Source organism: Lentzea sp. NPDC092896, from assembly GCF_044754905.1.
Lineage (GTDB): Bacteria > Actinomycetota > Actinomycetes > Mycobacteriales > Pseudonocardiaceae > Lentzea.
This window is the reverse complement of the sequence record NZ_JBIVPX010000001.1, coordinates 2,368,145-2,392,675: the sequence shown is the minus strand read 5'-3', so window position 1 is coordinate 2,392,675 and position 24,531 is coordinate 2,368,145. Positions and strand designations below refer to the sequence as shown.

Annotated in this window: 22 protein-coding genes; 6 read left to right on the top strand and 16 right to left on the bottom strand. The window is 69.3% G+C overall.

The genetic code is table 11. The features are described from left to right. Positions 1-47: 47 nt before the first annotated feature. Genes ACIQF0_RS10630 through ACIQF0_RS10610 form a run of 5 tightly spaced genes read right to left on the bottom strand, consistent with a single transcriptional unit; the run spans position 48 to position 6,046 of the window. Entirely contained in the window at positions 48-1,091 is a 1,044-nt protein-coding gene (locus tag ACIQF0_RS10630) for an LLM class flavin-dependent oxidoreductase (protein WP_401027151.1), read from the bottom strand. After that, positions 1,088-2,677: a dipeptide ABC transporter ATP-binding protein gene (locus ACIQF0_RS10625; protein WP_401027148.1), complete on the bottom strand. Its 1,590-nt coding sequence runs from the start codon at positions 2,675-2,677 to the stop codon at positions 1,088-1,090. The genes ACIQF0_RS10630 and ACIQF0_RS10625 overlap by 4 nt, the downstream gene beginning before the upstream one ends. Then, complete coding sequence (locus ACIQF0_RS10620; RefSeq protein WP_401027147.1) at positions 2,656-3,468, bottom strand: ABC transporter permease; 813 nt, start codon at positions 3,466-3,468, stop codon at positions 2,656-2,658. The genes ACIQF0_RS10625 and ACIQF0_RS10620 overlap by 22 nt, the downstream gene beginning before the upstream one ends. Then, positions 3,465-4,421, bottom strand: a complete 957-nt coding sequence (locus tag ACIQF0_RS10615) for an ABC transporter permease (protein WP_401027145.1) — start codon at positions 4,419-4,421, stop codon at positions 3,465-3,467. Before ACIQF0_RS10615 ends, ACIQF0_RS10620 begins: the two co-directional genes overlap by 4 nt. After that, positions 4,418-6,046, bottom strand: coding sequence for an ABC transporter substrate-binding protein (locus tag ACIQF0_RS10610; RefSeq protein WP_401027142.1), 1,629 nt, complete (start codon positions 6,044-6,046; stop codon positions 4,418-4,420). Before ACIQF0_RS10610 ends, ACIQF0_RS10615 begins: the two co-directional genes overlap by 4 nt. A 109-nt stretch (positions 6,047-6,155) precedes the next feature. On the opposite strand from ACIQF0_RS10610, the gene ACIQF0_RS10605 reads away from it, so the two are divergent. Further along, positions 6,156-8,333, top strand: a complete 2,178-nt coding sequence (locus ACIQF0_RS10605; protein WP_401027139.1) for a molybdopterin-dependent oxidoreductase — start codon at positions 6,156-6,158, stop codon at positions 8,331-8,333. On the opposite strand, the gene ACIQF0_RS10600 is transcribed toward ACIQF0_RS10605, so the two are convergent. From ACIQF0_RS10600 to ACIQF0_RS10590, 3 genes are all read right to left on the bottom strand, one after another. After that, positions 8,309-9,448 (bottom strand): acyl-CoA dehydrogenase family protein, encoded by a 1,140-nt coding sequence (locus tag ACIQF0_RS10600; RefSeq protein ID WP_401027136.1) that lies wholly within the window; start codon positions 9,446-9,448, stop codon positions 8,309-8,311. The two genes, ACIQF0_RS10605 and ACIQF0_RS10600, sit on opposite strands and share 25 nt — an antisense overlap. After that, positions 9,445-10,659, bottom strand: coding sequence for an LLM class flavin-dependent oxidoreductase (locus ACIQF0_RS10595; RefSeq protein ID WP_401027135.1), 1,215 nt, complete (start codon positions 10,657-10,659; stop codon positions 9,445-9,447). Before ACIQF0_RS10595 ends, ACIQF0_RS10600 begins: the two co-directional genes overlap by 4 nt. 79 nt (positions 10,660-10,738) lie before the next feature. Next, complete coding sequence (locus tag ACIQF0_RS10590; protein ID WP_360043037.1) at positions 10,739-11,608, bottom strand: LysR family transcriptional regulator; 870 nt, start codon at positions 11,606-11,608, stop codon at positions 10,739-10,741. Between the two features lie 156 nt (positions 11,609-11,764). Here ACIQF0_RS10590 and ACIQF0_RS10585 point away from each other — a divergent pair, with 156 nt between their 5' ends. Both ACIQF0_RS10585 and ACIQF0_RS10580 read left to right on the top strand, forming a co-directional pair. Then, positions 11,765-12,457, top strand: coding sequence for an alpha/beta hydrolase (locus tag ACIQF0_RS10585; protein ID WP_401027131.1), 693 nt, complete (start codon positions 11,765-11,767; stop codon positions 12,455-12,457). Beyond that, positions 12,457-13,776, top strand: coding sequence for an FAD-binding oxidoreductase (locus ACIQF0_RS10580; RefSeq protein ID WP_401027129.1), 1,320 nt, complete (start codon positions 12,457-12,459; stop codon positions 13,774-13,776). The genes ACIQF0_RS10585 and ACIQF0_RS10580 overlap by 1 nt, the downstream gene beginning before the upstream one ends. Here ACIQF0_RS10580 and ACIQF0_RS10575 read toward each other — a convergent pair. From ACIQF0_RS10575 to ACIQF0_RS10560, 4 genes are all read right to left on the bottom strand, one after another. Beyond that, positions 13,754-14,707, bottom strand: coding sequence for a TIGR03564 family F420-dependent LLM class oxidoreductase (locus tag ACIQF0_RS10575; RefSeq protein WP_401027126.1), 954 nt, complete (start codon positions 14,705-14,707; stop codon positions 13,754-13,756). The two genes, ACIQF0_RS10580 and ACIQF0_RS10575, sit on opposite strands and share 23 nt — an antisense overlap. Before the next feature lie 9 nt (positions 14,708-14,716). Further along, a complete protein-coding gene (locus ACIQF0_RS10570; RefSeq protein ID WP_401027122.1) occupies positions 14,717-15,688 on the bottom strand; it encodes a LysR family transcriptional regulator in 972 nt (323 codons plus the stop codon). Between the two features lie 432 nt (positions 15,689-16,120). After that, positions 16,121-16,354 carry a TauD/TfdA dioxygenase family protein gene (locus ACIQF0_RS10565; protein ID WP_401027119.1) on the bottom strand — a complete coding sequence of 78 codons (234 nt, stop codon included), beginning with the start codon at positions 16,352-16,354 and terminating at the stop codon, positions 16,121-16,123. A 218-nt stretch (positions 16,355-16,572) separates the two neighbouring features. Beyond that, positions 16,573-17,442 (bottom strand): NmrA family NAD(P)-binding protein, encoded by an 870-nt coding sequence (locus tag ACIQF0_RS10560; RefSeq protein ID WP_401027116.1) that lies wholly within the window; start codon positions 17,440-17,442, stop codon positions 16,573-16,575. Positions 17,443-17,541: 99 nt separating this feature from the next. Between ACIQF0_RS10560 and ACIQF0_RS10555 the strand changes: the two genes are divergently transcribed. Both ACIQF0_RS10555 and ACIQF0_RS10550 read left to right on the top strand, forming a co-directional pair. Further along, positions 17,542-18,108 carry a TetR/AcrR family transcriptional regulator gene (locus ACIQF0_RS10555; protein WP_401027113.1) on the top strand — a complete coding sequence of 189 codons (567 nt, stop codon included), beginning with the start codon at positions 17,542-17,544 and terminating at the stop codon, positions 18,106-18,108. A gap of 28 nt (positions 18,109-18,136) precedes the next feature. Then, positions 18,137-18,319 carry a hypothetical protein gene (locus ACIQF0_RS10550; protein WP_401027110.1) on the top strand — a complete coding sequence of 61 codons (183 nt, stop codon included), beginning with the start codon at positions 18,137-18,139 and terminating at the stop codon, positions 18,317-18,319. A 41-nt stretch (positions 18,320-18,360) separates the two neighbouring features. Here the strand turns inward: ACIQF0_RS10550 and ACIQF0_RS10545 are convergent, their stop codons facing one another. Further along, complete coding sequence (locus tag ACIQF0_RS10545; protein ID WP_401027107.1) at positions 18,361-19,047, bottom strand: SDR family NAD(P)-dependent oxidoreductase; 687 nt, start codon at positions 19,045-19,047, stop codon at positions 18,361-18,363. A 92-nt stretch (positions 19,048-19,139) separates the two neighbouring features. Between ACIQF0_RS10545 and ACIQF0_RS10540 the strand changes: the two genes are divergently transcribed. After that, a complete protein-coding gene (locus tag ACIQF0_RS10540) occupies positions 19,140-19,748 on the top strand; it encodes a TetR/AcrR family transcriptional regulator (RefSeq protein ID WP_401027104.1) in 609 nt (202 codons plus the stop codon). A gap of 1 nt (position 19,749) precedes the next feature. Here the strand turns inward: ACIQF0_RS10540 and ACIQF0_RS10535 are convergent, their stop codons facing one another. From ACIQF0_RS10535 to ACIQF0_RS10525, 3 genes are all read right to left on the bottom strand, one after another. After that, a complete protein-coding gene (locus tag ACIQF0_RS10535) occupies positions 19,750-21,150 on the bottom strand; it encodes a radical SAM protein (RefSeq protein ID WP_401027101.1) in 1,401 nt (466 codons plus the stop codon). Next, positions 21,150-23,621, bottom strand: coding sequence for a glycosyltransferase (locus tag ACIQF0_RS10530; protein WP_401027098.1), 2,472 nt, complete (start codon positions 23,619-23,621; stop codon positions 21,150-21,152). Before ACIQF0_RS10530 ends, ACIQF0_RS10535 begins: the two co-directional genes overlap by 1 nt. 175 nt (positions 23,622-23,796) lie before the next feature. Beyond that, the gene (locus ACIQF0_RS10525; protein ID WP_360030321.1) at positions 23,797-24,384 is read right to left on the bottom strand and encodes a transglycosylase family protein; all 588 of its coding nucleotides are present in this window, start codon (positions 24,382-24,384) and stop codon (positions 23,797-23,799) included. Positions 24,385-24,531 lie beyond the last annotated feature (147 nt).

Sequence of the window (24,531 nt, the reverse complement as noted above, 5' to 3'; positions counted from 1 at the left end):
AAGGGGTGGACGTCGAGTCGGCGTCCACCCCTTCCCCTCGTGCCGGATCAAGCAGCAGGCGTCCAGCCCAACGCGGGTGCCAGCGTCACCGCGAGATCCGTGAGCAGCCGGACGTTGTCCGTCAGACCGAACGCCGGCGGCAGGAACAGCACCACCTCGTCGGCCACGGCAAGCCCAGGATCGGCCAGCACGGCCTCCGTCACCTCGTCCGGCGAGCCGTGGAACACCGGGCTGATGCGCATCCCGGCGGGCAGATCGGCCGAGACGACCGGAACCAGCGCACCTCGAGGCCGTGAGGCGGCCATCCCCTCGGTACGGCGCTGGAGGTCGTAGTCGGCATACCTCGCACGGAGTTCCGGCGTGGTGCCCGGCAGGATCGAGGCGGCGACGGCCACCGAAGGCGGTGTGGTGCCGTGCTTCTCGCGCCACGTGACGCGGTAGGCGTCGATGATGCGCGCCTGGTACTCGCCGACCGTCTCCCCTTCGGCCAGGTCGTGCAGCACGGTGCCGGTGATCAGGCCGATGCCGAGTTCCGCTGCCCGCACCGCGGAGCCGAGACTGGCGGCGCCCTGCCGCACGCGGGAGAGCAGGCCGGGGCTGTGCGGTGTCACCCTCAGCTCGGTGCCCACCGGTGCGCCCTGGCCCGGCCCGTCCACAACGTGCAGCGGTGAGCCGCCGACCGCGGCCAGGAAGCGTTCCTGGCGGCGTTGCGCCTCGGTTCGGGCGTCGGTCCCGACGGTGCCGAAGACCGCGTCGAACGCCGCCGTGGCGCCGGTGGCGACGGCGAGTTCCAGCCGTTGTCCCACCAGCAGGTCCGTGGTGCCCGCGGCCTCCGCCAGCAGAATCGGGTCCTGGTAGCGCATCGGCAGCACGGCGGTGCCCAGGCGGATGTGCCTGGTGTGCTGGCCTACCGCGGCGAGGAACGGCAGCGGTGACGACAGGTAGTGGTCGAAGTGGCGCTGGTAGACCCAGCCGGACTGGTAGCCCAGCCGTTCGGCCGCCCGGAACAGCGCCAGCCCGTCCTGCAAGCCGCGTTCGGGGCCGTTGTCGTCGTCGAACGACACCCGCGTGTTGAAGCCCAGGCGCGTCATCGGAGTCCTTTCACACCAGCGGGAAGCGACTCGACGAGGGTGCGCGTGTAGGCCTCGCGCGGGGAGTCGAGGACGGTCTTGACGGGCCCGCTCTCCACGATCCGGCCGCGGTGCATCACCGAGACCGTGTGCGCGAACTGGCGGACGAGAGCCAGGTCGTGCGAGACGAACACGTAGGTCAGCCCGAGCTCGGCCTGCAACGTCAGCAGCACCTCGACGATCCCCGCCTGCACGCTCACGTCCAGCGCCGAGGTCGGCTCGTCGAGCACGATCACGTCCGGCCGCAGGACGAGCGCACGGGCGATCGCGACACGCTGCCGTTGGCCGCCGGACAGCGCGGAAGGCTTGCGGGACACCAGGTCCGGGCTCAGGCCGACGGCCTCCACGGCCTCGCGCACCCGGTCGGCGCGCTCGGGCCGCGTGCCGATGCGGTAGCGGTCCAGCGACTCCCCGACCAGCCTGGCGACCGTCCACGTGGGATCGAGCGAGGTGAACGGGTTCTGGTAGACCAGTTGCAGGTGGCGGCGGATCGACCGGAGGTCTCCGTGCGAACGGCCGGTCACGTCCTCGCCGGCGACCGTGATGGCGCCGCTGTCCGGCACCTCGAGTCCGAGCAGCAGGCGGATGGTCGTCGTCTTGCCCGAGCCGGACTCGCCGACCAGCGCGTGGGTCTCCCCCGCGCTCACCGCGAACGACACGTCGTCGACGGCGGTCAGCCGGGAGCCTTCGACGACGAAGGACTTCGTCACGCCGCTGACCTCGATCTTCGGCACCTCGCCGGGCAACGTGCGGAGGTGTTCGTAGCGATCGGGGTTCAGCGCGGGCACGTCGGCGTGCAACTGCTCGGCGTAGGCGGAACTCGGCGAACTGAACACCGTGCCCGTGTCGCCGGCCTCCTGGACCACGCCGTCCTTCAGCACCACCAGCGAATCAGCGCGTTCGGCGGCGATCGCGAGGTCGTGGGTGATCAGCAGGAGGCTGATGTCCAGCTCCTCGCGCAGCCGGGACAACAGGTCCAGGATGCGCTTCTGGATGGTCACGTCCAACGCCGAGGTCGGCTCGTCGGCCACGATCAACGCCGGCCGCGGCAGCACCGTCAGTCCAATGAGGACTCGCTGCAGCATGCCACCGGACAGCTGGTGCGGGTACGAGTCGTACACCCGGCGCGGATCGTCCAGCCCGACCTGGGCGAACGTGTCCAGCACCAGTTCCCTGCGCCCGGTCTCGGCGACCAGCGCGGCCGCCTCCAGAGCCTGCGAACCGATCGTGCGCACGGGATTCAGGGCGTGGCCCGGATCCTGCGGCACGAACCCGATCGCCCGTCCGCGCAACGGCCGGAACCGCCGCTCGGGCAACGACAACACGTCCTGGCCCTCGAATTCGACCAAGCCGCTCGCCCGCCCAGAGCGCGGCAGCAGGCGCAGCACGGAACGGGCGATGGTCGACTTGCCCGAGCCCGACTCGCCGATCAGCGCGAGGCTTTCCCCGCGCCGCACCGAGAAGCTGACGTTCGACACCACCTCGTGGTGCCCGTAGGCGACGGACAGGTCCGAGACGCGCAGGGTCAGTCGGTCTTGCGTAGCCATCGGCTGATCCTGTTCACGGAGAGGACTGTCGTGATCATGACGAGGGCCGGGGCGTAGACCAGCCACGGCGACAGCGGGTAGTCCTTGCCGACCGAGATCAGCAGGCCCCAGTCCGACGCGGGCGGCGGGTCGCCGTAGCCGAGGAACGCGAGTCCCGCGATGAGCAGGATCGAGTACCCGAACTGCAGCACCGCGAGGGACAGCAGCGACCGCGAGGCGTTGGGCAGCGCGTGCCGCACGAGGATGTGCCACTGCCCCCCGCCCTGCAGGTAGGAGGCCTCGACGAACACCGCCCGGCGGGTCTTGAGCACCTCCGACCGCATCACCCTGGCGAAGATGCCGACCGCCGACACCCCGGTGGCGATCGCGGCGTTGGTCGTCTCGAAGCCGAGCGCGCTGACGACGATCACCGCGAGCAGGAACTCCGGGATCGCCAGCAGCACGTCCACGAACCGCGCCAGCACGGTGTCCGTCCAGCCGCCGAGGAACCCGGCGAGCAGCCCCATCAGGCCACCGACCAGGACGGCGATGGTCACGGCGATCAACGCGCTGCTGACCGACGACGCGGTGCCGTGCACCACCCGTGCGAACAGGTCCCGGCCGAGGTGGTCGGTGCCGAACCAGTGCGTCAGGCTCGGTGCCTGGAACTTGTCGGCGGGCACTCCGAGCGCGGGGTTCTGGGTCGTGAACAGGCCGGGCACCAACGACCACAGCAGAACGACCGCGACGACCCCGAACGACAGCCCGGCGCTGAGCGGAACCCTGGTCGCGGGCCTCGTGAGCGTGGTCATGCGGACACCTCCTCGGTCAGCCGGACCCGCGGGTCGAGCAACGGGTAGACCAGGTCGGCCGCGAGGTTGACGACGACGAACACCACCGCGGCCAACGCCACGACCGCCTGCAGCACCGGGAGGTCCTGCGTGGTCACCGATCGCTCGACCAGGCTGCCGATGCCGGTGCGCCCGAAGATCTTCTCCGTGATCACCGCACCGCCCAGCAGTTCGCCGACGGTCAGCGCGATCACCGTCACCACCGGCAGCGACGACGGCTTGAGCAGGTGGCGGAAGAACAACCGGGTCTGACCGAGCCCGCGGGACCGGGCAACGGTCGCGTACTCCTGGCCCGCCTCGTGGTCGAGATTCGCGATCAGCACCTCCGCGACCCGTGCGGACACCGGAATCCCGAGCGCGATGGACGCGAACAGCGTCGCGAACCCGCCCTCCGAGTCGATCACCCGGAACAGACCGAGCTGGAACGCGAACACGTTGATCAGCAGCAGTCCGATCACGTAGTTCGGCACCGACAGGAACAACGACGGGAACGCCCGCAGCACGTTCTGCCCGTAGCGCGAGGGCAGGTACCGCGTGCCCAGCGCGACGGCGAACGCCAGCAGCACGGCGACGAGAAGTGCCGACAGCGCGAGGACGATCGTCGACGGCAGGACCTCGCCGATCAGCCTCGACACCGGCAACCCCGACCGCAGCGAGATGCCCAGGTCGCCGACGAGGAAGCGGGACAACGACTCCCACAGCTGCACGTACACCGGCCGGTCGAGCCCGTAGTAGGCGACGATCCGGGAGATCTCCTCCTCGGAGAAGCCGTTCTGCGGGTTGCGCAAGGTGTTCGTCACCGGGTCGCCGGGCAGCACGCTGATCACGATGAACGTGAACACGTAGGCCAGCAGGATCACGACCGCCGCCTGCACGACCCGCCGCAGCGCGAAGGCCAGGTAGGCGCGGTTCATGACGTCAGCGAGGCGGTGTAGTAGTTGGCGTACGCGATGCCGTTGTACGTCACGCCCTTGAGCTTCGGCGACTGCAGGTAGATGCGCTGCACGATCTGCGTGAGCGGCACGTAGTAGCCCTGCTGCAACACGTATCCCTGCAGTTCGTCGAGGATCTTGGCGCGCGCCTCGACGTTCTCCGACCGCGCGACGCCGGTCGCGAGTTCGACCAGCTTGGCGTCGCTCTGCCCGAGCCCGAACCAGTTCTCGCCCTTGTTCGCGTCGGTCAGCACGCCGGCCACCGTGCCCGCGTCGATGAAACTGCGGGTGATCTCGTAGGCGGCGATGTTCGGGTTGTTGATCTTGACGCGCTCGCCGTAGGTGACGACGTCGAACGACTGGATGCCGACCTTGAAGCCGAGCTTGCCGAGCTGCTGCGCGACCAGTTCGTCGATCGACTTGGAGGCGGCCAGGTACGGGTTGGAGTACAGCGTCAGCGCGAGCTGCTTGCCGTCCTTGGCGCGCACGCCGTCCGCGCCCTTGACCCAGCCCGCCTCGTCGAGCAGCGCGTTCGACTTGGCCGCGTCGAACGCGAAGTCCGCGCTGCGGTCCGTGGCGCCGGGGACGTTGCTCTGGAACAACGACTTCGCGGGCAGCCAGTCCTCGGTGTAGACGGTCGAGATGATCTCGGCGCGGTCGATGCCGTGCTGGAACGCCTGCCGCACCTTGAGGTCGTCGAACGGCGCGGCCTTGGTGTTCACCGCGTAGCCGTTGACGAACCCGAGGTAGCGCGGGGTGGCGGTGGTGAAACCCTGGTCCTTGAAGGACTTCAGCTCCTGCGGCGACGGGTTGTAGGCGACGTCGGCCTGTCCTGACTGGACGGCGGACGTGCGCACCGACGGTTCCGCGACGAGCTTGTAGGTGATCGAGTCGAGCTCGGCCGGTCCCTGCTTGCCCAGTGCCGCCGGCGCCCAGTTGTAGTCGGGGCGCTTCTTCAGCACGACGCTGTCGCCTTCCTTCCAGGAGGCGACGGTGAACGGCCCACTGCCGATGTCGTTGGACAGATCGGCCTGCTGCGCCGCCGGAAGGGCGATGGTCTTGGGCGAGATCAGGATCGAGCCGTGGTAGCCCAGGGTCGGGATGAACCCGAGTGTCGGCGCCTTGAAGAACACCTTCACCGTTTTAGCGTCCACGGCCTCGGAACGCTCGTAGGTCTTGGGGAACAGGCCGATCGGGTTGATACCGCGCGCCGGGTCGCCCTTGGACCAGATGTCGAGGTTCACCACGACCGCGGCGGCGTCGAGCGGTGTCTTGTCGGAGAACGTCACGCCGTCCTTGAGGTGCAGCGTGAACTCGGTGGCGGTGGGGTTCTGGTCCCACTTCTCCGCGATCCACGGGCTGACGGCGCCCTTGTCGTCGACGTAGACGAGTTTGTCGGTGACGTGGCCCCAGATGTGACCCTGAAAGCTGGAAATGGCGCTGTTGTTGGGAATCCAGGTGTCACCGAGCGAGTCGATGAGGAACGTGATGTCGCCGCCCTGCCTGGGCTCCCCACCGCTTTGGGCACCCACGCCGGCGCCGCACGCGGTGAGGGCGAGCACGGTGGCGAGGCCGACGATCGTCCGGAACGCGTGAGGGAATTTCATGCGAAGACCGTAGAAGCGGGGACAGGAAAGGGTCCAAGACGAAATGGGGATCGGAACTCATCACGGAGTCTTATCTCTTAACGCGCGCCCACGCGGATAGCCTCTCTCCGTGGAGACCAGCGCGCACTGGGGCACCTACTGGGTCGAGACCGACGGCGGGGAGGTCAGTTCGGCGCGTTCCGCGGAACCGGACGCCGCACCGGCGATCGGCAACGTCGTGAGCGGAAACCGGCACCGATCGCGGATCGCCCGACCGGCCGTGCGCCGGGGCGACGAGTTCGTCGAAGTCTCCTGGGACGCCGCCCTCGACCTCGTGGCGGGCGAACTCGATCGTGTGCGGTCGGAGTTCGGCAACCAGGCGATCTTCGGCGGCTCGTACGGCTGGGGCAGCGCTGGACGGTTGCACCACGCGCAGAGCCAGCTGCACCGGTTCCTCAACAGGATCGGCGGATACACGCGTTCGATCAACGACTACAGCCGCGGCGCCAGCCAGGTGCTGCTGCCGCACCTGATCGGCGCGCAGGAAATGCTCGACATGCGGCACAAACCCACGTCCTGGGCGGACATCGCCGAGCACACCGATCTGCTGGTCAGCTTCGGCGGTGTGCGGCGGTCGAACACCTGGGTCGCGCCGGGCGGACACGCGCGGCACACCAGTTCCGAGCGCATCCGTGCCGTCGGGCGCACCACGCGGGTCGTGTCCCTGTCCGCGCAACGCGACGACGCGTTCGCCGATCTCGACGCCGAGTGGATCGGGGTGATGCCGGCCACCGACACCGCCGTGATGCTCGCGTTGATCCACGTCCTGATCGTCGACGGCCTCGCGGACGACGAGTTCCTGGCGACGCACACCGTCGGTGCCGAACAGGTGCGCCGGTACGTCCTGGGCGAGGTCGACGGGGTGCCCAAGACCCCGGAGTGGGCCGCGGAGATCAGCCAGGCGCCCGCGGGCGTGATCCGCGCGCTCGCCCACCGGATGGCGGCGGGCCGGACCCTGATCAACGTCGTCTACGCGTTGCAGCGCGGGGAGAACGGCGAGCAACCGGTGTTCGCGGCCCTCACGCTGGCGGCGTTCCTCGGGCAGATCGGGTTGCCGGGCGCTGGTTTCGCGCACGGGTTCGGGTCGATGGGCGACTACGGTGTGGGCGTCGCCGGACCAGGCCTGCCGACGTTCCCGCAGGGCGTGAACCCCGTGCCCGACTTCATCCCGTGCGCCCGGATCAGCGACATGCTGCTGCACCCCGGCGAGAAGGTCCCGTACAACGGCCGGACCTTGACCTATCCGGACGTCAAGCTCGCGTACTGGGCGGGCGGAAACCCGTTCCACCACCACCAGGACCTGCGCCGGCTGCGCACCGCACTGTCCCGTTTGGACACGTTCGTCGTGCACGAGACGCACTGGACACCGACCGCCAAGCACGCCGACATCGTCCTGCCGGTCGCGACCACGCTGGAACGCGACGACATCGCGGCCGGCGCGGGCGACAGCAGGCTGCGGGCGATGCCTCGCGTGGTGGCGCCGTTCGGGGAGTCCCGCGAGGAGTTCTGGATCTACACCGAACTGGCGTCCCGGCTCGGCGTGGACTTCGCCGAGGGGCTCGACTCCTCGCAGTGGTTGGAGCGGATCTACGAGGAGTGGCGCCCCGAGGACGCTCCCCCGTTCGCGGCGTTCTGGCGCGACGGCGGGCTGGACCTGCCCCAGGAGCCGTACCGCGACGCGGTTTTCACCGCGTTCCGCGCCGGCTCACCCCTGGGCACTCCCAGCGGCCGGATCGAGCTCGACTCCGCCGTGGCGGGCCACGCCCGGTGGCGCGAGCCCACGCAGTGGTGGGGTTCGCCGCTCGCCGAGGAGTTCGACCTGCACCTGCTGTGCAACCAGCCGACCCACCGGTTGCACAGCCAGCTGGACATGGGCGACGCGAGCCAGTCGACCAAGGTCGCCGGCCGAGAACCCATCAGGCTCCACCCCGAGGACGCGGCGCGGCGTGGACTGTCCACAGGGGACGTTGTGCTGGTCCGCAGCGCGCAGGGCAGCCTGCTGGCCGGGGTGGTCATCTCGGACGTGCTGCTGCCCGGCGTGGCGCAGATGCACACCGGGGCGTGGTTCGACCCCAGCGCGCCCGAGATCGCCGACTGCGTCAACGGCAACGTCAACGTGCTGACCAGGGACGTCGCCACCTCGCCGTTGACGCAGGCGACCAGCGGAGCACACGTGCTGGTCGCCGTCACCCGGTACGACGGCCCGGTGCCGCCGGTTCAGGCCTACGATCCGCCGAGCACGCGCTGACCGGCGGCGATCAGCGCGGCGTCCTCCTGCGGCGGGTGGACCCGCACGCACAGGACGTCGCGCAGGTGCCGTTCCAGGGAGTTCCGTCGCGACAACCCCGGGTTGCCCAATGCCGCGACGGCCGTCTGCACCGCCGAGACCACGGACCGCGCGATCCCGACCTTGATCACCGACAGCTGCGGGTGCACCGACTCGTCGCCCGCCTCGATGCGCAGCAAAGCGCCGTGCAGCAAGGTTTCCGCCTGCGCGATCTGCAGGTCGATCTCGCCGGCGACCGCCTGGATGCGTTCGGTGGTGGCGATCGGCCTGCCCAGTCCGGCCGGGACGCGGTTGCGCGCGAAGTCCGCGAACGCGCTCCTGGCCGCCCGCGCCACACCGATGTACAGCGCGGGATGCCCGAAGCTGCCCGGTCCCGCGACGGCCGCCGGGTCGCGGTAGACGCCGTCGGCCCCGCGGGGGATCTCGACGAACGCCTCCTCCGGCAGCTCCACGCCCTCGTAGATCACGTCGTGCGTGTTCGAGGCCCGCAGGCCCAGGTGGTCCCACGTGTCGACCCAGGTGATGCCGGGCAGGTCCCCCGGCACGATCACGTGGCCCACCCGCGGTTCGGGATCGTCGGTGACGACCCACACCTGGTGGTAGGCCAGCGCCGAAGCACCCGTGGCGTAGGCCTTGTGGCCGTTGAGAACCCAGCCCTGCCCGGATCGGCTGATCTTGGTCTTAGGCAGGCCACCACGAGCGGGCGCACCCAGTTCGGGTTCGGCCCTGATGGCGTTGATCGGCGCAGGGCCTTCCGCCGAACGCCGCAGCACGTCGTCGTAGAACGCCTGCGGCCAGTGGGAGTTCGCGGCCTGGGCGGAGTGCGCCATGAGCGTGTTCGCCACGATCAGCGCCACCGACGGATCGCCCTCGCCGAGCGCGGTGAGGATGCGCGCCACCTCCCGCGGCCCGGCTCCGGCGCCACCGAACCGCGTTCCCACGGTCGCGGTGAACAGCCCCGCACGATGGACGACCTCCAGGCCCTTCACCGGGATCGCGCCGCTCTGGTCGTACTCGGCCGCGGTCTCGGCCAGATCCGCCGTGACCGCGGCGAGGTCCGTGACGGTGGTCGTCATGCCTGGCCCGCGAAACGCCGGTAGTCCTCGGTGTAGCCGCCGAGGTGGTCGGCCTGCAGGGTGCCGCGGGTGCCGGTGGCCTCCCGGTGCGCGAGTTCCTGGCGCACCAGCGGAAGCACGTGCTTGCCGTAGTCGACGGCGTCGGCGAGCGTGTCGTAACCGCGGATGCTGACCAGGTCCGCGCCGCGATCGACGTAGTCCAGGATCGCCGCCGCCACCGTCTCGGGCGAGCCGACCAACGCGGTCGACGCGCCGGCCGCGTTCGTCACGGCCGCCGTCCGAGTCCACAGTGCACGGTCGTAGAGCTCGCCCTTCTCGGCGAACGACAACGCCCGCTGCGAGCCGACGTTCTGCGGTGAGCCCTTCGGGATGAAGCTCTGCTTGCCGTAGGCGGCCTTGCCGAACGTGTCGGCGATCTTCGCTACGTACTCGTGGGCCTTCCGCCAGGCCAGTTCGTCGGTCCTGGCGATGATCGGCCGGAACGTGACCCAGATGCGCGGCAACGTCGTGCGGCCGGCGGCACGGGCGATCGCGTGCACCCGGTCGATCTCGCCGCGCAGGTCGTCGAGCGGCTCGCCCCAGAAGCTGAAGATGTCGGCCTTCTCGCCGCCCACCTGGAACGCCTCGTCGGACTGGCCGCCGATGGAGATCGGGATCGGTGCCTCGTACGGCGCGAAGCCAGGCCCGAAGTCGTCGAACCTGTAGAACTCGCCCTCGTGGCTGAACGGCCCGGGTTCGGTCCAGGCCCGGCGCAGCAGGTCGATGTACTCCGAGGTGCGCGCGTACCGGCGGTCCTTGGGCAGGTAGTCGCCCTGCCTGGCCTGCTCGGCGTCGCTGCCGCCGGAGATCAGGTGGACGACCGCGCGGCCCTCGGTCAGCTGGTCGAGGGTGGCGAGCTTCTGCGCTCCCACCAACGGGAACGTCGTGTTGGGCCGCAAGGCGACGATGGGCCTGATCCGCTCGGTGAGCTGACCGACCGCCGACGCCACGACGAACGAGTCGGCGGAGGCGGCGCCGTACGGCAGCAACGTGTAGTCGTAGCCACCCTCCTCGAGCGAGCGGACGTACTGGCGGAAGTACTTGAGGTCGATGCCCCTGCTCGGGATGGGGTTCAGCTCAGTCGACGGGTTCAGGTGCGACAGGCTGATGAACTCCACCTTCGGCGAGGCGGTCTCGGGGATCTTCGCGTCGAAGACGGGTGCGCTGGTCACGGTTCCGACCGTAGGGCGGGCTCAGCTGACGCGTCCAAGACAAGTACGCGAACCAATTCCATAGCCACGTCTTATCGACTCACGCTCCCCGCACCAGCTGCAGGTGCGGGCGTTGCGTGAAGAAGTCGGTGCCCGCGGACAACGCGGTCTGCTCGATGTCGGCGGCGAGACCGCGCCGGGCGACCATCCGCAGATGGGTCGTGCCGGCGTCGGGCAGGTCGGTGTGGACGGCCAGTTCGGACGACCGGCCACCGGCACTCGGCAGCAACGCGATGCCCAGCCCCGCGCGCACTCCGGCCAGCACCCCTTCCAGCGTCGTGGACTGGGCGACGACCTCGACGCGGTGCCCGACGGCCGCCAGCACCGACAACGCCCGTTCCCGCAGGCCGCAGGGCTCTTCGAACGCCACCAACGGCAGCGTCGCGCCCGGCGTCCAGCCACGCGAGGCGTACCAGACGAGCGGTAGCTGCCCGACGAGGTGCCCGGCGCCCTGACCGCTCGGGTCCAGCACGAACGCGAAGTCGACGGTGCCCTTGCCGACCGCGTCGGTGAGCTGCGTGGACCTGCCGATCTCGAACCGCGTGGCGACGCCGGGGAAGGCCGCCTGCAACGCCTTGATCATCTCCGGCAGGATCTGCTCGGCGCTGTGTTCGGTGGAGCCGACCACGATCGTCTGGTCGCGCTCGGCGTCGAGCCGCAGCAGTGACGCGTCGTGGACCTCGATGATGCGCCGCGCCTCGGCGAGCACGCGCTCGCCCTCGTGGGTGAAGCGCATGTTGCGGCCGTCGCGTTCGAACAGCTTGCGCTTGAGCCCGCGTTCGAGCAGCCGGACGTGCTGGCTGAGCGCGGGCTGGCTGATGTGGCGGACGGCGGCGGCCTTGCTGAACCCGCCGCACTCGGCGATCGCGATCAGCGTCCGCAGGTGTTCGAGGTCGAGCGAGTTCGTCATGGCTCGATTAGAGCCGATGAACCCGGTTTCCGAGACGGGCGACCGGCATGTGAGAACGTACCCGCGAACCCCTTGCCAATTCATCAGTTGTCCGCATGGGTAGTCATCGAGAAAGTCTCTTGGACGCCGGATGTGTCTGGCCACGATGGTTTCCGGGTGACCATCACCTCCAGCACCGGCGCTTGGGACGAGCCCTCCGGTCTCGCCGCGCGCGGCACAGTCGTCGTTCTCACAGGCCGCGGCGAGACGGCGGCGACCTACCAGCGTTTCGGGCGGCGGCTGGCGGCCGACGCCTACCGGGTGCGGGTGGTCGAGACCGATCTCGACGACCTCGCGACGACCCGCAAGCAGGTCGCGGCCCTGCTGAGCGACAGCGACCTGCCCGCTCCGCACGTGCTGGCGGGCGCGGACACCGGCGCGTCCTACGCCACCCGGCTCGCCTCGGACCTGTCCGGTGTGGACGGTGTGGTGCTGGCCGGGGTCGCCGCGCCGGAAAGCACCGCGGTCACCGGCTGGGTCGACGAGCTCGACGCCCGCTCGGCGTGCCCCACGCACCGCCGCGCCCTCACGGAGGACGAGGACTTCACCCGCGGCGCGCTGGCCAAGCCCGTCCCGGCAGACTGGGAGATCACCGCTCCGGGCGTGCCCACGCTCGTGGTGCACGGCGACAGCGATCCCGTCACGCCGCTCGCCCTGCTCGAACCGTTGCGCGACCTGCGTTTCCGGACGGTCGTCGGCGGCCGGCACGACGTCCTGAACGACGTGTCGCACCGGTCCGTCGCCGCGACCGTCGTGTTGTTCCTGGAGAGCCTGAAGCTCGGCGGCGACCTGCCGGACATCGTGGTGTGATGGGCTTCCTCGACGAACTGGGCGCCTCGGTTCCCGACTCGCTCGCTACCGACCGTTCCGGAGCCATCCCCGCCGGTCTGCCGCTGGCCGTCGTACGCGCGTCCACTGTGGACGACGTCCGGCGGACACTCCGCCTGGCGCACCGGCACGGCGTTCCCGTCGTGCCCCGGGGCGCGGGCACCGGACTGGCCGGCGGCGCGGTGGCCGGGCCCGGCGAGGTCGTGCTGGACCTCAGCGGGCTCTCCCGGATCGTCGAGATCGACCCGGTCGACGAGATCGCGGTCGTCGAACCCGGCGTGATCACCGCCGAGCTGGACCGGGCCGCTGGGGCGTTCGGCCTGCGCTACGCCCCGGACCCGGCGAGCGCCGAGATCTCCACGATCGGCGGGAACATCGCGACGAACGCGGGCGGGATGCGGTGCGTCAAGCACGGCGTCACCAGGGACTCCGTGCTGGGCCTCGACGTCGTGCTCGCGGACGGCCGGTTGATCAGCACCGGCCGCCGCACCGTCAAGGGCGTCGCGGGACTGGACCTCACCGCCCTGTTCGTGGGTTCGGAGGGAACGCTGGGCGTGGTCGTAGGCGCGACCCTCCGCCTACGACCGTTGCCCGCACTAACGCTCACCGCCGCAGCCGCCTTCGACAGCGTGGTCGCGGCGGCAGCGGCGTGCAGCGCGCTGGCGCGGGCGCGTCGCGAACCCAGCCTGCTCGAACTGCTGGACGGCGCCACCCTGAACGTCATCGACCGGGCGCAGGGCACCGACTTCGCCGAACGCGGCCAGGCGTTGGTGATCGCCCAGGCCGACGGACCAGCCGCCGAGTCGGAGATAGCCGCGATCGCCGACGTCCTCGGCAAGGAGGCGACGTGGACGGAACGGGCGGTGGACTCCGAGTCGTCGGACCGGCTGCTGTTCGCCCGCCGCATGGCTTTGCCGTCGATCGAGCGGTTCGGCCGCGCCCTCATCGAGGACATCTGCGTTCCCCGCTCCCGGCTGGCCGACGCGTTCCAGGGCGTAGAACGCATCGCACAAGCCCACAACGTGAGCATCTACTCCTTCGCCCACGCCGGTGACGGCAACGTTCACCCGATCATCTCGTACGACGACTCCACGCCCCAGCAAGCCGTCCGGCAGGCCGGTGACGACGTCTTCGCCCTGGCACTGGACCTCGGCGGCACCGTCACCGGCGAGCACGGCGTGGGTCTGCTGAAACGGGACTGGCTGGCCCGCGAGGCGGGCCAGGACGTCCTGGACGTGCAGAACTCGATCAAGGCAGCGCTGGATCCGCGCGGAATCCTCAACCCGGCGAAGGGCTTCTGACTGCCTTCGCGAGTTCTCCCGCCAGCCGCCGAGTCCGGCTCTGAGTGTCAGCGTCAAGATCGTGGTGCGCGGTGAGGACGACCTCGGTGGCCCCGGCCTCGACGTACTCCCGCACCCCCTTGGCAACGTGGTCCTCGTCGCCGATCAGGGCGAGGTCCACGGGGTTCTCGGTGTCGTTGAGCTCCAGAACCCTCCGATACGACTCGAACTGGGTGTAGAAGGAAAGCCCGTCGGCCATCGTGCGGCGGGCCTGCTCATCGGTGGTGACCGCGGCCGGCACGAGGGCGACGATGCGCGGCGCGGGCCTGCCGGCGGCCGCAGCGGCGGCCGTGATGGCGGGAATGATGTGCTCCGCCAACGCCTTCGGCCCCGCCAGGTAAGGCACAGTTCCGTCCGCCAACTCACCGGTGACACGCAAGGCCTTGGGAGCCATCGCAGCAACCAGGAGCGGCGTACGCCGCGCACCGGGAACGTGCGTCGGCAGAAGCGAGCGGGCGGTGATCAGCTCACCTTCGTGCTCGACCGCCTCACCGCGCAGCAACGGCGCCAGCACGCTCAAGAACTCGCGCAACCGGGCCACGGGCCGTTCCCAGGGCAGCCCGAACGCCTGCTCGACGATCGGGGACGCTCCCAGTGCCACGGCGAGGTGGAACCGGCCACCTGTGGCCGCCTGCGCGGTCTGGGCCTGGCTCGACACCAGCAACGGGTGACGAGCGAACACCGGCACCGCGGACACCCCGACGTCAACGCCCGGCACCCGCGTGCCGACGATCCCGGCCAGGCCGATCGCGTCGTAGTCGAGCCGCTGCCCCATCCAGACCGAGTCCACTCCGTACCCGGCGGCCTCGTGGGCTTCGGCCACCGCGGCCTCCACCAGGTCGTCCCCGGCCGAACCCGCCAAGGTCACGCCGAACCGTGTTGTGATCGCCATGCCGTGATCTCACTCGGCGAAGGCCTCCACGGGTGGCGATGATGCCTGCCCACCCGCTTTCCGATGCCTCTTGAGCATCAAGAGGTTCAGTCGCTTGCCCGTGTCGGGGCAATGCACAGCCGTCACGGCGAGAAAGGCGTCCAACGGCGGCGACTCGTCCGCGGTGCGAAACGCCATCGTGAGGTCAGGCAGCCGCAACGGCGGCTCCACCTCCACCATCACGGTCTCCGCCCGCGCAAGCCGCCGCGCACTGAAAGGCAACAGCCCAACCCCCATCCCACAGGCGGCAAGCCCGATCACGGTGTGCACGTCCCGGGCATGCGTAACTCCGCCGGCCGCGCCAAGCAACGGCTGCAACACACGAACCGCCGCAGGCTCATCGCCGGCAGACGCGGCGATGAGCGCCTGCCCACGCAACTGCTCCACCGCCACCGCAGGCCGGCTGGCGAACGGGTGCGCACGATGACACGCGACGATGAGGTGATCACCGGCCACGGGCACCGCAGTCAGCCTCTCCGCACCATCACCGGTAGGCGCACCACGACTGATCGCCAGATCGATGTCGCCCGCGAGCAGCGCAGCACCACTCTGCGCGGTGGAGAGCTCACGACACTCCAGGTGCACGCCAGGATGCGCCGACCGGAACCGCGCCAGCAACGACGGCAACAACTCGATCAACGCCTCGCCCACGAACCCGAGCCGCAACGAACCAGTCTGCCCACGCGCAGCCCGTCGCGCCTCGGTGGCCCCGGCAGCAACCTCGTCCAGCACGCGCCGCGCATGCACGACGTAAACCTCACCCGCCGCCGTCAACACGGCCCCACGCGCCGTCCGCTCGAACAACGCCGTACCCAGTTCCCGCTCCACCGCTCCGACCTGCCGCGACAACGAAGGCTGGGTCATGCCGAGCGCCAGGGCCGCACGCCGGAAGTGCCGGTGCTCGGCCACCGCCACCACGTATCGCAGTTGCCTCAGTTCCACAGCCCAAGCCTGCCACGCCGATGCCTCCCAAGCATCGCCCCGTGCCAACCGGCGCATGCCACCACAAGCCGCCCCGCGCGGTGCCACCAGGCGCCCAACATCGCAAGGCAACCACGTACGAAGCCTGATGTGGCGATGCGAAGCGAGCCGTGTGAACCTCTGCCGCCTGGGTAGCGGTGAGCCCCGCTCATGGCGATTGGGGCTTGACCTTGAGGGGCTGGGTGCCACCCTGTCTGGGCTCGGCCGGGGCGCTCTTCACCCCGGTCTTTGAGGCCGACTACGCGCCCAGCTAGAGGCTCAAGGTCAAGCCCCAATCGCAACCCCGCACTTCGTCACTACCCGCGCGCCCACCCTCGCAAGGCGACCGTCCGCACGGAACGCGACCAACCCCGCTGGAACGCGACAAACGCCCGCAAGCCGACCCGCACACCGTCAAATCGACGAAAAGTGCGCAGCATCCCCAACAATCGTCGTGCTCTGCACACCCTCCACGCTGACCGGCACATCCCCGGCGATCGTGATCCGATGCAACCGACGCCGAAGGTCGTCGTAGTCCGCAACCCCGTAATGCTGGGTGGCCCGGTTGTCCCACACAGCGACATCCCTATCGCCCCACTGCCACCGCACGGTGTTCTTCCAGCGTGAAAAACAGGTGACCGCGTCCATCCCGGCGCCATGATGTGGGACGGTCGTTCCGGCCGTTGACCCGGCCGGATCCGGATGTGACGCTCCATCTCGCGAGCGCCGGTCGCTGAAACCACCTCACTTCGTCGACCACGTCGTGCCGCTGTTGCGGGCCCGCGGCCTGTTCCGCACCGAGTACACCGGACGGACGTTGCGCGAGCACTACGGCCTGACTCGCCCCGTCAGCCGGTACAGCCGCGTCACCGTGTGAGAGCCCACTCGGCGAAGCTCGTGAGAGGAAGGCCGAGCGCCCTGGCGTACTCGGGGCGCCCCGCCATCCAGGTCTCGTTCAACCGGTCGTGCCCGGCGCCCATCTCCGGCATGCCCGCGGCGAACGCCTCTTCCAGCGTCATGTCCGGCGCCGTGAGTTCTGCTCCGAACGCGTCCGAGAGCACGGCGGCGATCTCCGTCATCGACAGGTGATCGCTCGCCAGTTCCAGTTCGACGCGGTCGAACCGCTCAGGGTCGGCGACGGCGGCGGCCACCGCGACGCCGATGTCCCTGACCGCGACGAGCGCCAGCTTCGTGGCGGGCTTGAGCAGGCTCACCAGACCGCCCTCGATGCCGCGCGGGAACAGGAACGCCGACGACGGCAGGAAGTTCTCCATGAAGAAGCCGGGTTTGAGCAGCGTCCACCGCTCGAACCCGGCCGCGCGGACCCGGTCCTGGATCTCGGCCTTGGTGTTCATCGACGCCTGACGGATCGGGAAGCGCTCGTCCACGACCCGCGGCCCCGCACTGTCCACAGTGGTCTGGATGAACTGCGGAACGCCCGCCTCGACCGCCGCCTGGATCAGATTGGTCGCCTGGGCGAGTTCGCTCGCGAAGTCGAACCCGTCCTGCGTGAACGGCGCCATCTGCACCGAGAACACGGACCGGACGCCCTTGACCGCGGCGGCCAGCGAGTCGCGGTCGAGCAGATCGCCTTCGACGAGTTCGACGTCCAGGTTCTTCGCCCGAGCGGGATCGCGGACCAACGCGCGCACAGGCACACCTGCCGCCTTGAGGGCGTGCACAGCGGCACCGCCCTGCTTCCCGGTAGCTCCCGTGATCAGCACTGGTGCGGACATGACTCTCCCTAGCAGCGGAAACATAAACGGCGGGGCCCGCCGTTTCAACGTCCGCTACGATATGGCGGACCCCGCCACTTAGCAAGCTTGAGGATGAGCATGGCCGATCACCAGCGAGCCGATGCCCGGCGCAACTACGAGCGGATCCTCGCCGTGGCCGAGCAGGAGGTGGCCACGCACGGCGGCGGCGCGTCACTGGAACAGATCGCCCGCGTGGCCGGAGTGGGTTCGGCCACCGTCCGCCGGCACTTCCCCACCCGGCACGCACTGCTGGAAGCCGTGTCAGCGCAACGGATCGAGGCGCTCTGCGTCCGAGCCCGTGAACTGGACGGCGTCGGCGACAGCAGGGACTCGTTGCTCGCCTGGCTGGACGAACTCGTCGCGTACTGCGTCGCCGCGCGCGGACTCGCCACCGCCCTGGCCTACGAGGGCGACCCGGTGAACGGCAACTCGTGCGCATCCGTGGTAGCGGAGGCCTCGGAACCGTTGCTGCGCCGCGCGATTCGGGACGGCGCGGTCCGCGAGGGCGTCACCGCGATCGAACTGGTGACGTTGATCGTCGGCATCGTGATGGTCACCGAGCACCACCAGGATCCGGCCGCCTCGGCCGGGCGGCTGTTCACACTGGCCGTGGCGGGCATCAGCCCGGTACGACGTAGAGAGTGATGACGACCCCTGTCCTGCCGGCGGGGACTTGAACGTCCACTCCCCGGAGTCGCTCACCCTCGGCGACGACCTCGACACTGAGCATCGGGTCCACGTCCTGGGACATGGACGCGTGTGGATCGAACTCACGCCCGAGTTCCCCTTCAGCGCGAGCTTCAGCACGGACGACTTCCACCACCGGCCGTTCGACGGCTGGAGCGGGTGCTTCTGACCTGACAGCGGTGGCGAGGAGGCCCGCCTCCTCGCCACCGTTCACCAGGGCAGTTCGCCGGACTCGTCCTGCAGCGTCCCGGTCGGTCCGTCCGGCCCGAAGGTCGCGAACCGCACGACGACCGCGGCGCTCTCCTCCACCGGCCGCCCGATCCCGAACGCCGCGGTCATGTCCGTGGCGGTCGCGCCGGGCTCCAGCGCGTTGAACTTGATGCCGGGGTGGGACTTCGCGTACTGGACGGTCAGCATCGTCGCCGCCGACTTGGAGGCGGCGTAGAGCGCGAGCGGCAGGCCGAACTCCGGCCGTTCGGGGTTCGTCACCGCCCAGAACGAGCCCAGGCTGCTGGAAATGTTGACCACGTTGGGGTTCTCGGACTTGCGCAGCAGCGGAAGCGCCGCCTCCGTGACGCGGACGATCCCCACCGCGTTGGTGTCGAAGGCCCGCAACGCCATGGGCCCGTCGAGGGCTTCGGTGGCGAGGATGCCGGCGTTGTTCACCAGCACGTCGAGTCGGCCCTGCTCCGCGTCGATCGTGGCCAGGGCGGCGGCCACCGAGGCGTCGTCGGTCACGTCGAGCTGGACGAACCGGGCGCCGAGGTCGGCCGCGGCCTTCTCGCCGCGTTCGGTGTCACGCGCACCGACGTAGACGACGTGACCCAGTTCCAGGAGCTGTTTGGCCGTCTCGAAACCGATGCCCTTGTTGGCCCCGGTGATCAGCGTGATGGTCATGCGCCTCTACCCCTCACTTCTAGAACGATCGATGCAGAACTCGACCGTAGCACGTTCTGAAGCGATCGTTTCAGAAGGCGTAGGATGGAGAGGTGGAGACCACACCGCGCCGCACGACCGGCCGACCGCGAGGGTTCGACGCCGACGAGGCGCTCGACCGTGCCCTGCTGGTCTTCTGGGAGCAGGGGTACGAGGGCGCCAGCCTGGCCAACCTGACCCAGGCCATGGGCATCTCCACGGCCAGCATGTACGCGACCTTCGGCAACAAGGAGCAGTTGTTCCGCAAGGCCCTGGAGCGCTACGACGAGGGCCCGAGCGCGTACGTGCCCGTGGCTCTGGCGGAGCCGACCGCCCTCGGTGTGGCCGCGGCGCTGCTGGCCGGCACCATCCGCACCACCACCCGCCCCGACCAGCCGCACGGGTGTCTCGGGGTGCAGGGCGCGCTGGCCACCGGTGACGCCGGACGGGAAGTGCGCGCGCTCCTGGTCGACTGGCGCAAGAACGGCTTCACGCGGATTCGCGAGCGGTTCGAGCGAGCCGTCGAGGAGGGTGATCTGCCCGCGGGCACCGATCCGGCGCTGCTGGCTCGCTACGTCACCGTCTTGCAGCAGGGCCTCGCCGTGGAGGCCGCCGGCGGCGTCGATCCCGCGGAACTCCAGGAACTCGCCGACGCCGCCCTGCGCAACTGGCCACTGCCCTGACTCACAGCTCCGTGTTGATGATGGCCTCCACCAGCACCTCGCCGTCCTCGGTCAACGAGACTCCGTCCGCGTCGACCGACACGAGACCGCGTTCCGCCAAGGAACCGAACTTCTCCCGCCACGGACTCTCGTGCAGGGACTTGCCGTACAACGCGCTGTGCAGATCAGCGCGCAGAGGCTGCAACGTGGACAACGCCATCTTGACCGCACGAGCCTCCTGCGCGGTGGCGTCGAACCCGGTCGCGGAGCCCAGCGGCACCCTGCCCTCGTCGACGGCCTGGGCGTAGTTCTTCCAGTTCACGTCGGTGATCGCCTCGGAGGCGCGGCAACTGGAGCTGCCACCGAGACCGATCGCGACCTCGGCCTCCTGCTTGTCCTGGTCCACCATGATGGACTTCCACTTCTCCGGGCCGAGGCCGTCGCGGGCGAAGTACATGGTGGGGTGCTCGGTGTAGCCCGCGGCGCGCAGGCCGTCGGTCAGCACCTCGCGCATCCGGTACTGCTCCTGCAGGGTCGGCCAGAAGTGACCGTCGTTGACCAGCTTCTCGCGGTACTGCGGCAGCTGCCACGGCGCCGGCTGCTCCCCCGCCACCCCGGTCCTGGTCTCGGCGTAGGACTTCAGGTGCAGCTTGGTGCACACCACGGCGGTGATCTCGTTCTCCAGCACCACGTCGAGGTCGCGTTTGACGCTGTCGACGGTCTGGTCCAGCAGCCCGTACATCAGGTCGATGCTGACCCACTCGAAGCCCGCGGCCTGCGCGTTGCGCACGAAGTCGACGCACATCTGCGCCGAGTGCTCGCGGCCGCACTCCCGCAGCACGTCGTCGTCGAACGACTGCACGCCGCTGGACAGCTTGGTGCAGCCCAGTTCCCTCAGCGTCTCGAGCTTCGCCGGGGTGAACGTGCTCGGGTCGCCCTCGAAGCGGATCGTCGTGTCGTCGGTGAAGCCGAAGTTCTCCCGGTAGAAGTCGAGCAACCGGCGGATGTCCTTCTCCGGCAACAAAGACGGGGTGCCACCGAACACGTTGAACTCGCCGACGGGCGCGGTCGCCAGCTCCGGCACGCGTTGCAGCCAGAGCTCGGCCTCCCGGATGTTCCAGTCCACCCACTGGGTCAGCTTCTGCTCGTTGCGGCCGCCCTTGACCAGCACGACCGGGTACTGGCAGAAGCGGCACTTGTAGGCACACGTGGGGATGTACGACCAGAGGTGGATCGGCGCGGTGCCGACGAGTTGATCGGTCAGGTCGTCGAGGAAGTTCTCCACGCCGTAGCCCTCGACGTTGCCTGGGAACACGTGGGCGCCGAACGGGTCTTCGGTGACGTAGTCGAGCAGGTGCGCGTTGGCGGGATCCTGCAGCGCCGCCCACACCCTCGGTTCGGGGTCCGTCAGAACTCGGTTCATCAGAACACGCCTCCATTGCCGAAGTAGTTGTGCGCCTCCCCCGACTCACGGTCCTCGCAGTAGTACTTCACGAACTCCGCGAACCTGGCGGCCGGTACCGAGTCGAAGCACTCCGGCAGCGGTGGCGGGAAGCCGATGTCCTCGCCCACCGTCGCACGCAACCGGGCGAAGATCTCGTCCCGGAACTCCAGGTACAGCCGGTACGACGGCGTCTTGTAGGAGTGGATGGGCAGGAAGTCGGTCACGCTCATCTCGGCCTTGATCTCCGCGATGCGCGCGCCGAGCCGATGTGCCAGGTCCTCGCCGAAGAACTCGACCACGGCGTCCTCGTCCAGAAAGGACGGTGTGAGCAGGACGGGGAGGATGGCGTTCTTCGGCGTGAAGTCCTTGATGGAGAACTCCCACGCCTGCAGTGCTTCTGCCTCGGTCAGGTCGACCGTCACCGGCGGCGCCTCCGGCCGGATGTCGCGCATGACGATGATGCCGTCGTTGCCGTACGCGCGGCCGGTGATCACCTCGTCGATGGCGTGGTTGACGCGCCGCGGGTTGATCTCGACCTTGGACTTCGGGGCGTAGGTGATGTCGTGGCCGGAGCCGGCGACCCGGATGCCGAAGTCCCAGTCGTCGGACAGGTGGTTCACGAACCGGCCGTGCTGCAACTGGTAGAAGATCTCGATGCCGCCGACGTCCTCGTAGGCCTCGCGCTCGACCGCGAAGCCCTTGCCGTCGGGAAAGCCGCCGAACAACGAGAACGTCACCGCGCGGCACCGCAACGTGCGCTGGATCGCGTCCCAGAGTCGTGGCCTGCCAACGAAGTGCTCGGCGTTGTAGTAGTAGTCGCACACGCCGATCGCGGCCTTGTCCTTCTCCATGGCCGCCAGGAGCTCGGTGAGCCAGCGACGATCGACCCGGCAGTCCGCGTCGGCCGACATCAGGTAGAAGCGCTCGCCGGGATCCTTCCGGTTCCGGCTCCTGCGCACCGCGAACTCCATGCCCGCCCGGCGCGCACACGCGACGCCCTGCTCTCGTTCGCTGATGACCTGGATGTCGACCGGAGAACTCTCGGCGAACCGGCGGGCGATCTCGACCGTGTCGTCGGTGGAGTTGTTGTCCACCAGCACGATCTCGTAGCTGCCGGGCTCTATGTCGTCCTGGTTCTGCAACGACAGCAGCACGGCGTCGATGTTCGCGGCCTCGTTGTACACCGGCAGCACGACGCTGAGCCGGACCTCCGCGCCCATCGCGGGCGGGTACAACGTTGTCACCAGCTCGTCCGCGACCTCGCGGGTCTGCGTGCCGAGCTGCCGGTTGTGCGCCACCACTTCCGCCCGCCTCTCCGCGTTCGTCATGAGATCGTGCACCTGCCGCGCGAACTCCGGCGTCGGCAGGTCGTGCTCCAGGATGTCCAGCACCGGCGCCTCGAAACCGGCGTACACCGTGTCGTACAAGGCATAGCGGCTCGCGATGTACGGCACACCGGCCGCGATCGCCTCGCCGATGGGGTTGCCGTAGCTCTCGTAGTCGTACGACGTCAGGAACGACACGACGTCGGCGTGCGCGAGCAGGTCGCGGACCGAGAACTCCGCGCTGGCCGACTCGCACGGCTCCAGCACCCCGCCGAAGACGACCGGCACCTGGAGTTCTTCCGCGAGCGCGCGGAGTTTCCCGGTCTCGGCCGGGTTCTCCTCGGTGTCGCCCGCGATGAACAGGCACGTGCCCGGTAACTGGGCCACCAGGTGCAGGTCCCGATCGATGCGCTTCTGCGGGATGATCCTGGTGAACCTGGCGATGACCTTCGTGTCCGGCGTGATGCCGTGCCGTTCCAGGAAGTCCGGCCGGCCGGGACGGCTCGGCGGCGTGAAGGTGTTCGGCAGCACGTCCAGGTTGCGCAGGTGCGGCATCCATTCGAGCGTGCGGCGCTTCGCTTCCTCGTGCAGCGCGAAGTAGTGGATGTGCGGTGAGTTCACCATCGGAGGCGTTGCCGGATAGGGAAAGCTGCCGTACTTCGCCGGCTCGCTCTGCCACATCAGGTCGTGGTCACGCCACAACACGAACTTGCCGAGCTCGTGCGCGGCGCCGTATCCGGCGATCGCCCGGTAAAGGGCCTTGGTGTAGGCGACGTTCTCCGGCAGCGTGCCGTTCTCGACCACGACGAGCGTGACGCCGCGGTCTTCCCAGGTCCGCACGATCGCGTCCGCGAGTGCTTCGGTGACGCGATCGGTGTCGGGCAACTCGTTGCGACGCACGGATTCCAGCGTCGCCGCCACGAATTCCCGGTCGTAGCCCTCGATGTGCGCGACACCGTCGACGCGATCCAGCGTCACCCAGTCCGGCACGCGTTCGTGCCGATAGTCCTGGAAGAACCGGTCTTTGTCGGCCTTGATGTCGTACCCGAGGTCGAGATGAACGCCGAAACCCCGGTCAGCGAAGGACTTGGCGGTCTTGAGGAACTCGACCACCACTCCGGACATTGCCGTGGCATCGAAGGAAACACCCCAAAGAGCCGGCATTGGCTGCTCCGTTTCGAGTGAGTCACTCTCACTCGAACCTAGCATGGAAGCGCTTCCCCGCCAGGTTGCGTCTCAATGGGCTCCACACGCGAACGGACCGCCCACCACGTTCAGCGGTGAGCGGTCCGTTCCTGCGTCACTTGGTGGCGATCCTGTCCCCGACCCTGATGAGGTCCGGGTTCGTCAGGAACCGGGAGTTCTTGGCCACCAACGCCTGCCAGCCCCCGTCGACGCGGAGTTCGGTGGCGATGCTGCTCAGCGTGTCACCGGCCTTGATCGTGTAGTCGCCGTCCGGGTTGCTCGCCGACGGCGCGGCCGCCGGGACCACGGGCACGACCCGCGACACGGCCTTGCCTGCGTTCGGAACGTGCCGCTGGCGAACCGGCTGCGGGCTGCTTCCCCCACGCCGGCCGCACGAGCCCCACGCTCCGATTCCCTGGCTGGCCAGCACGCGTTCCGCGACGCGGATCTGCTCCTCGCGGGAGGCCTGGTGGGCACTGCCGGTACCGCCGTTGGCCTTCCAGGTGGACGGGCTGAACTGCAGTCCGCCGGAGTAGCCGTTGCCGGTGTTCGTCGACCAGTTGTTACCGCTCTCGCACTGCGCGATCCGGTCCCAGTCGACGGACGGCGCGGCGGAGGCGATGGTGCCGCCCGCCGCGAGCAGTGCCGCCGTGGAAGCGGAGAGGAGCAGGACGCGGGCGGTGGTGACGCTGAGCTGACGCATGTCCCTTTTCGGGCCCCGCCGCGCTCTCGCCGGTGAGGGCGCCTGTCCGGCGGAGACGTGTTCCGTGACCTGGAACAGGGCCCGGCCGCTGGACAGGTGAGCGCACGGCGGGCCCTGGTGCTGCAGCGGCCTTGCGGTCGCTGGCAG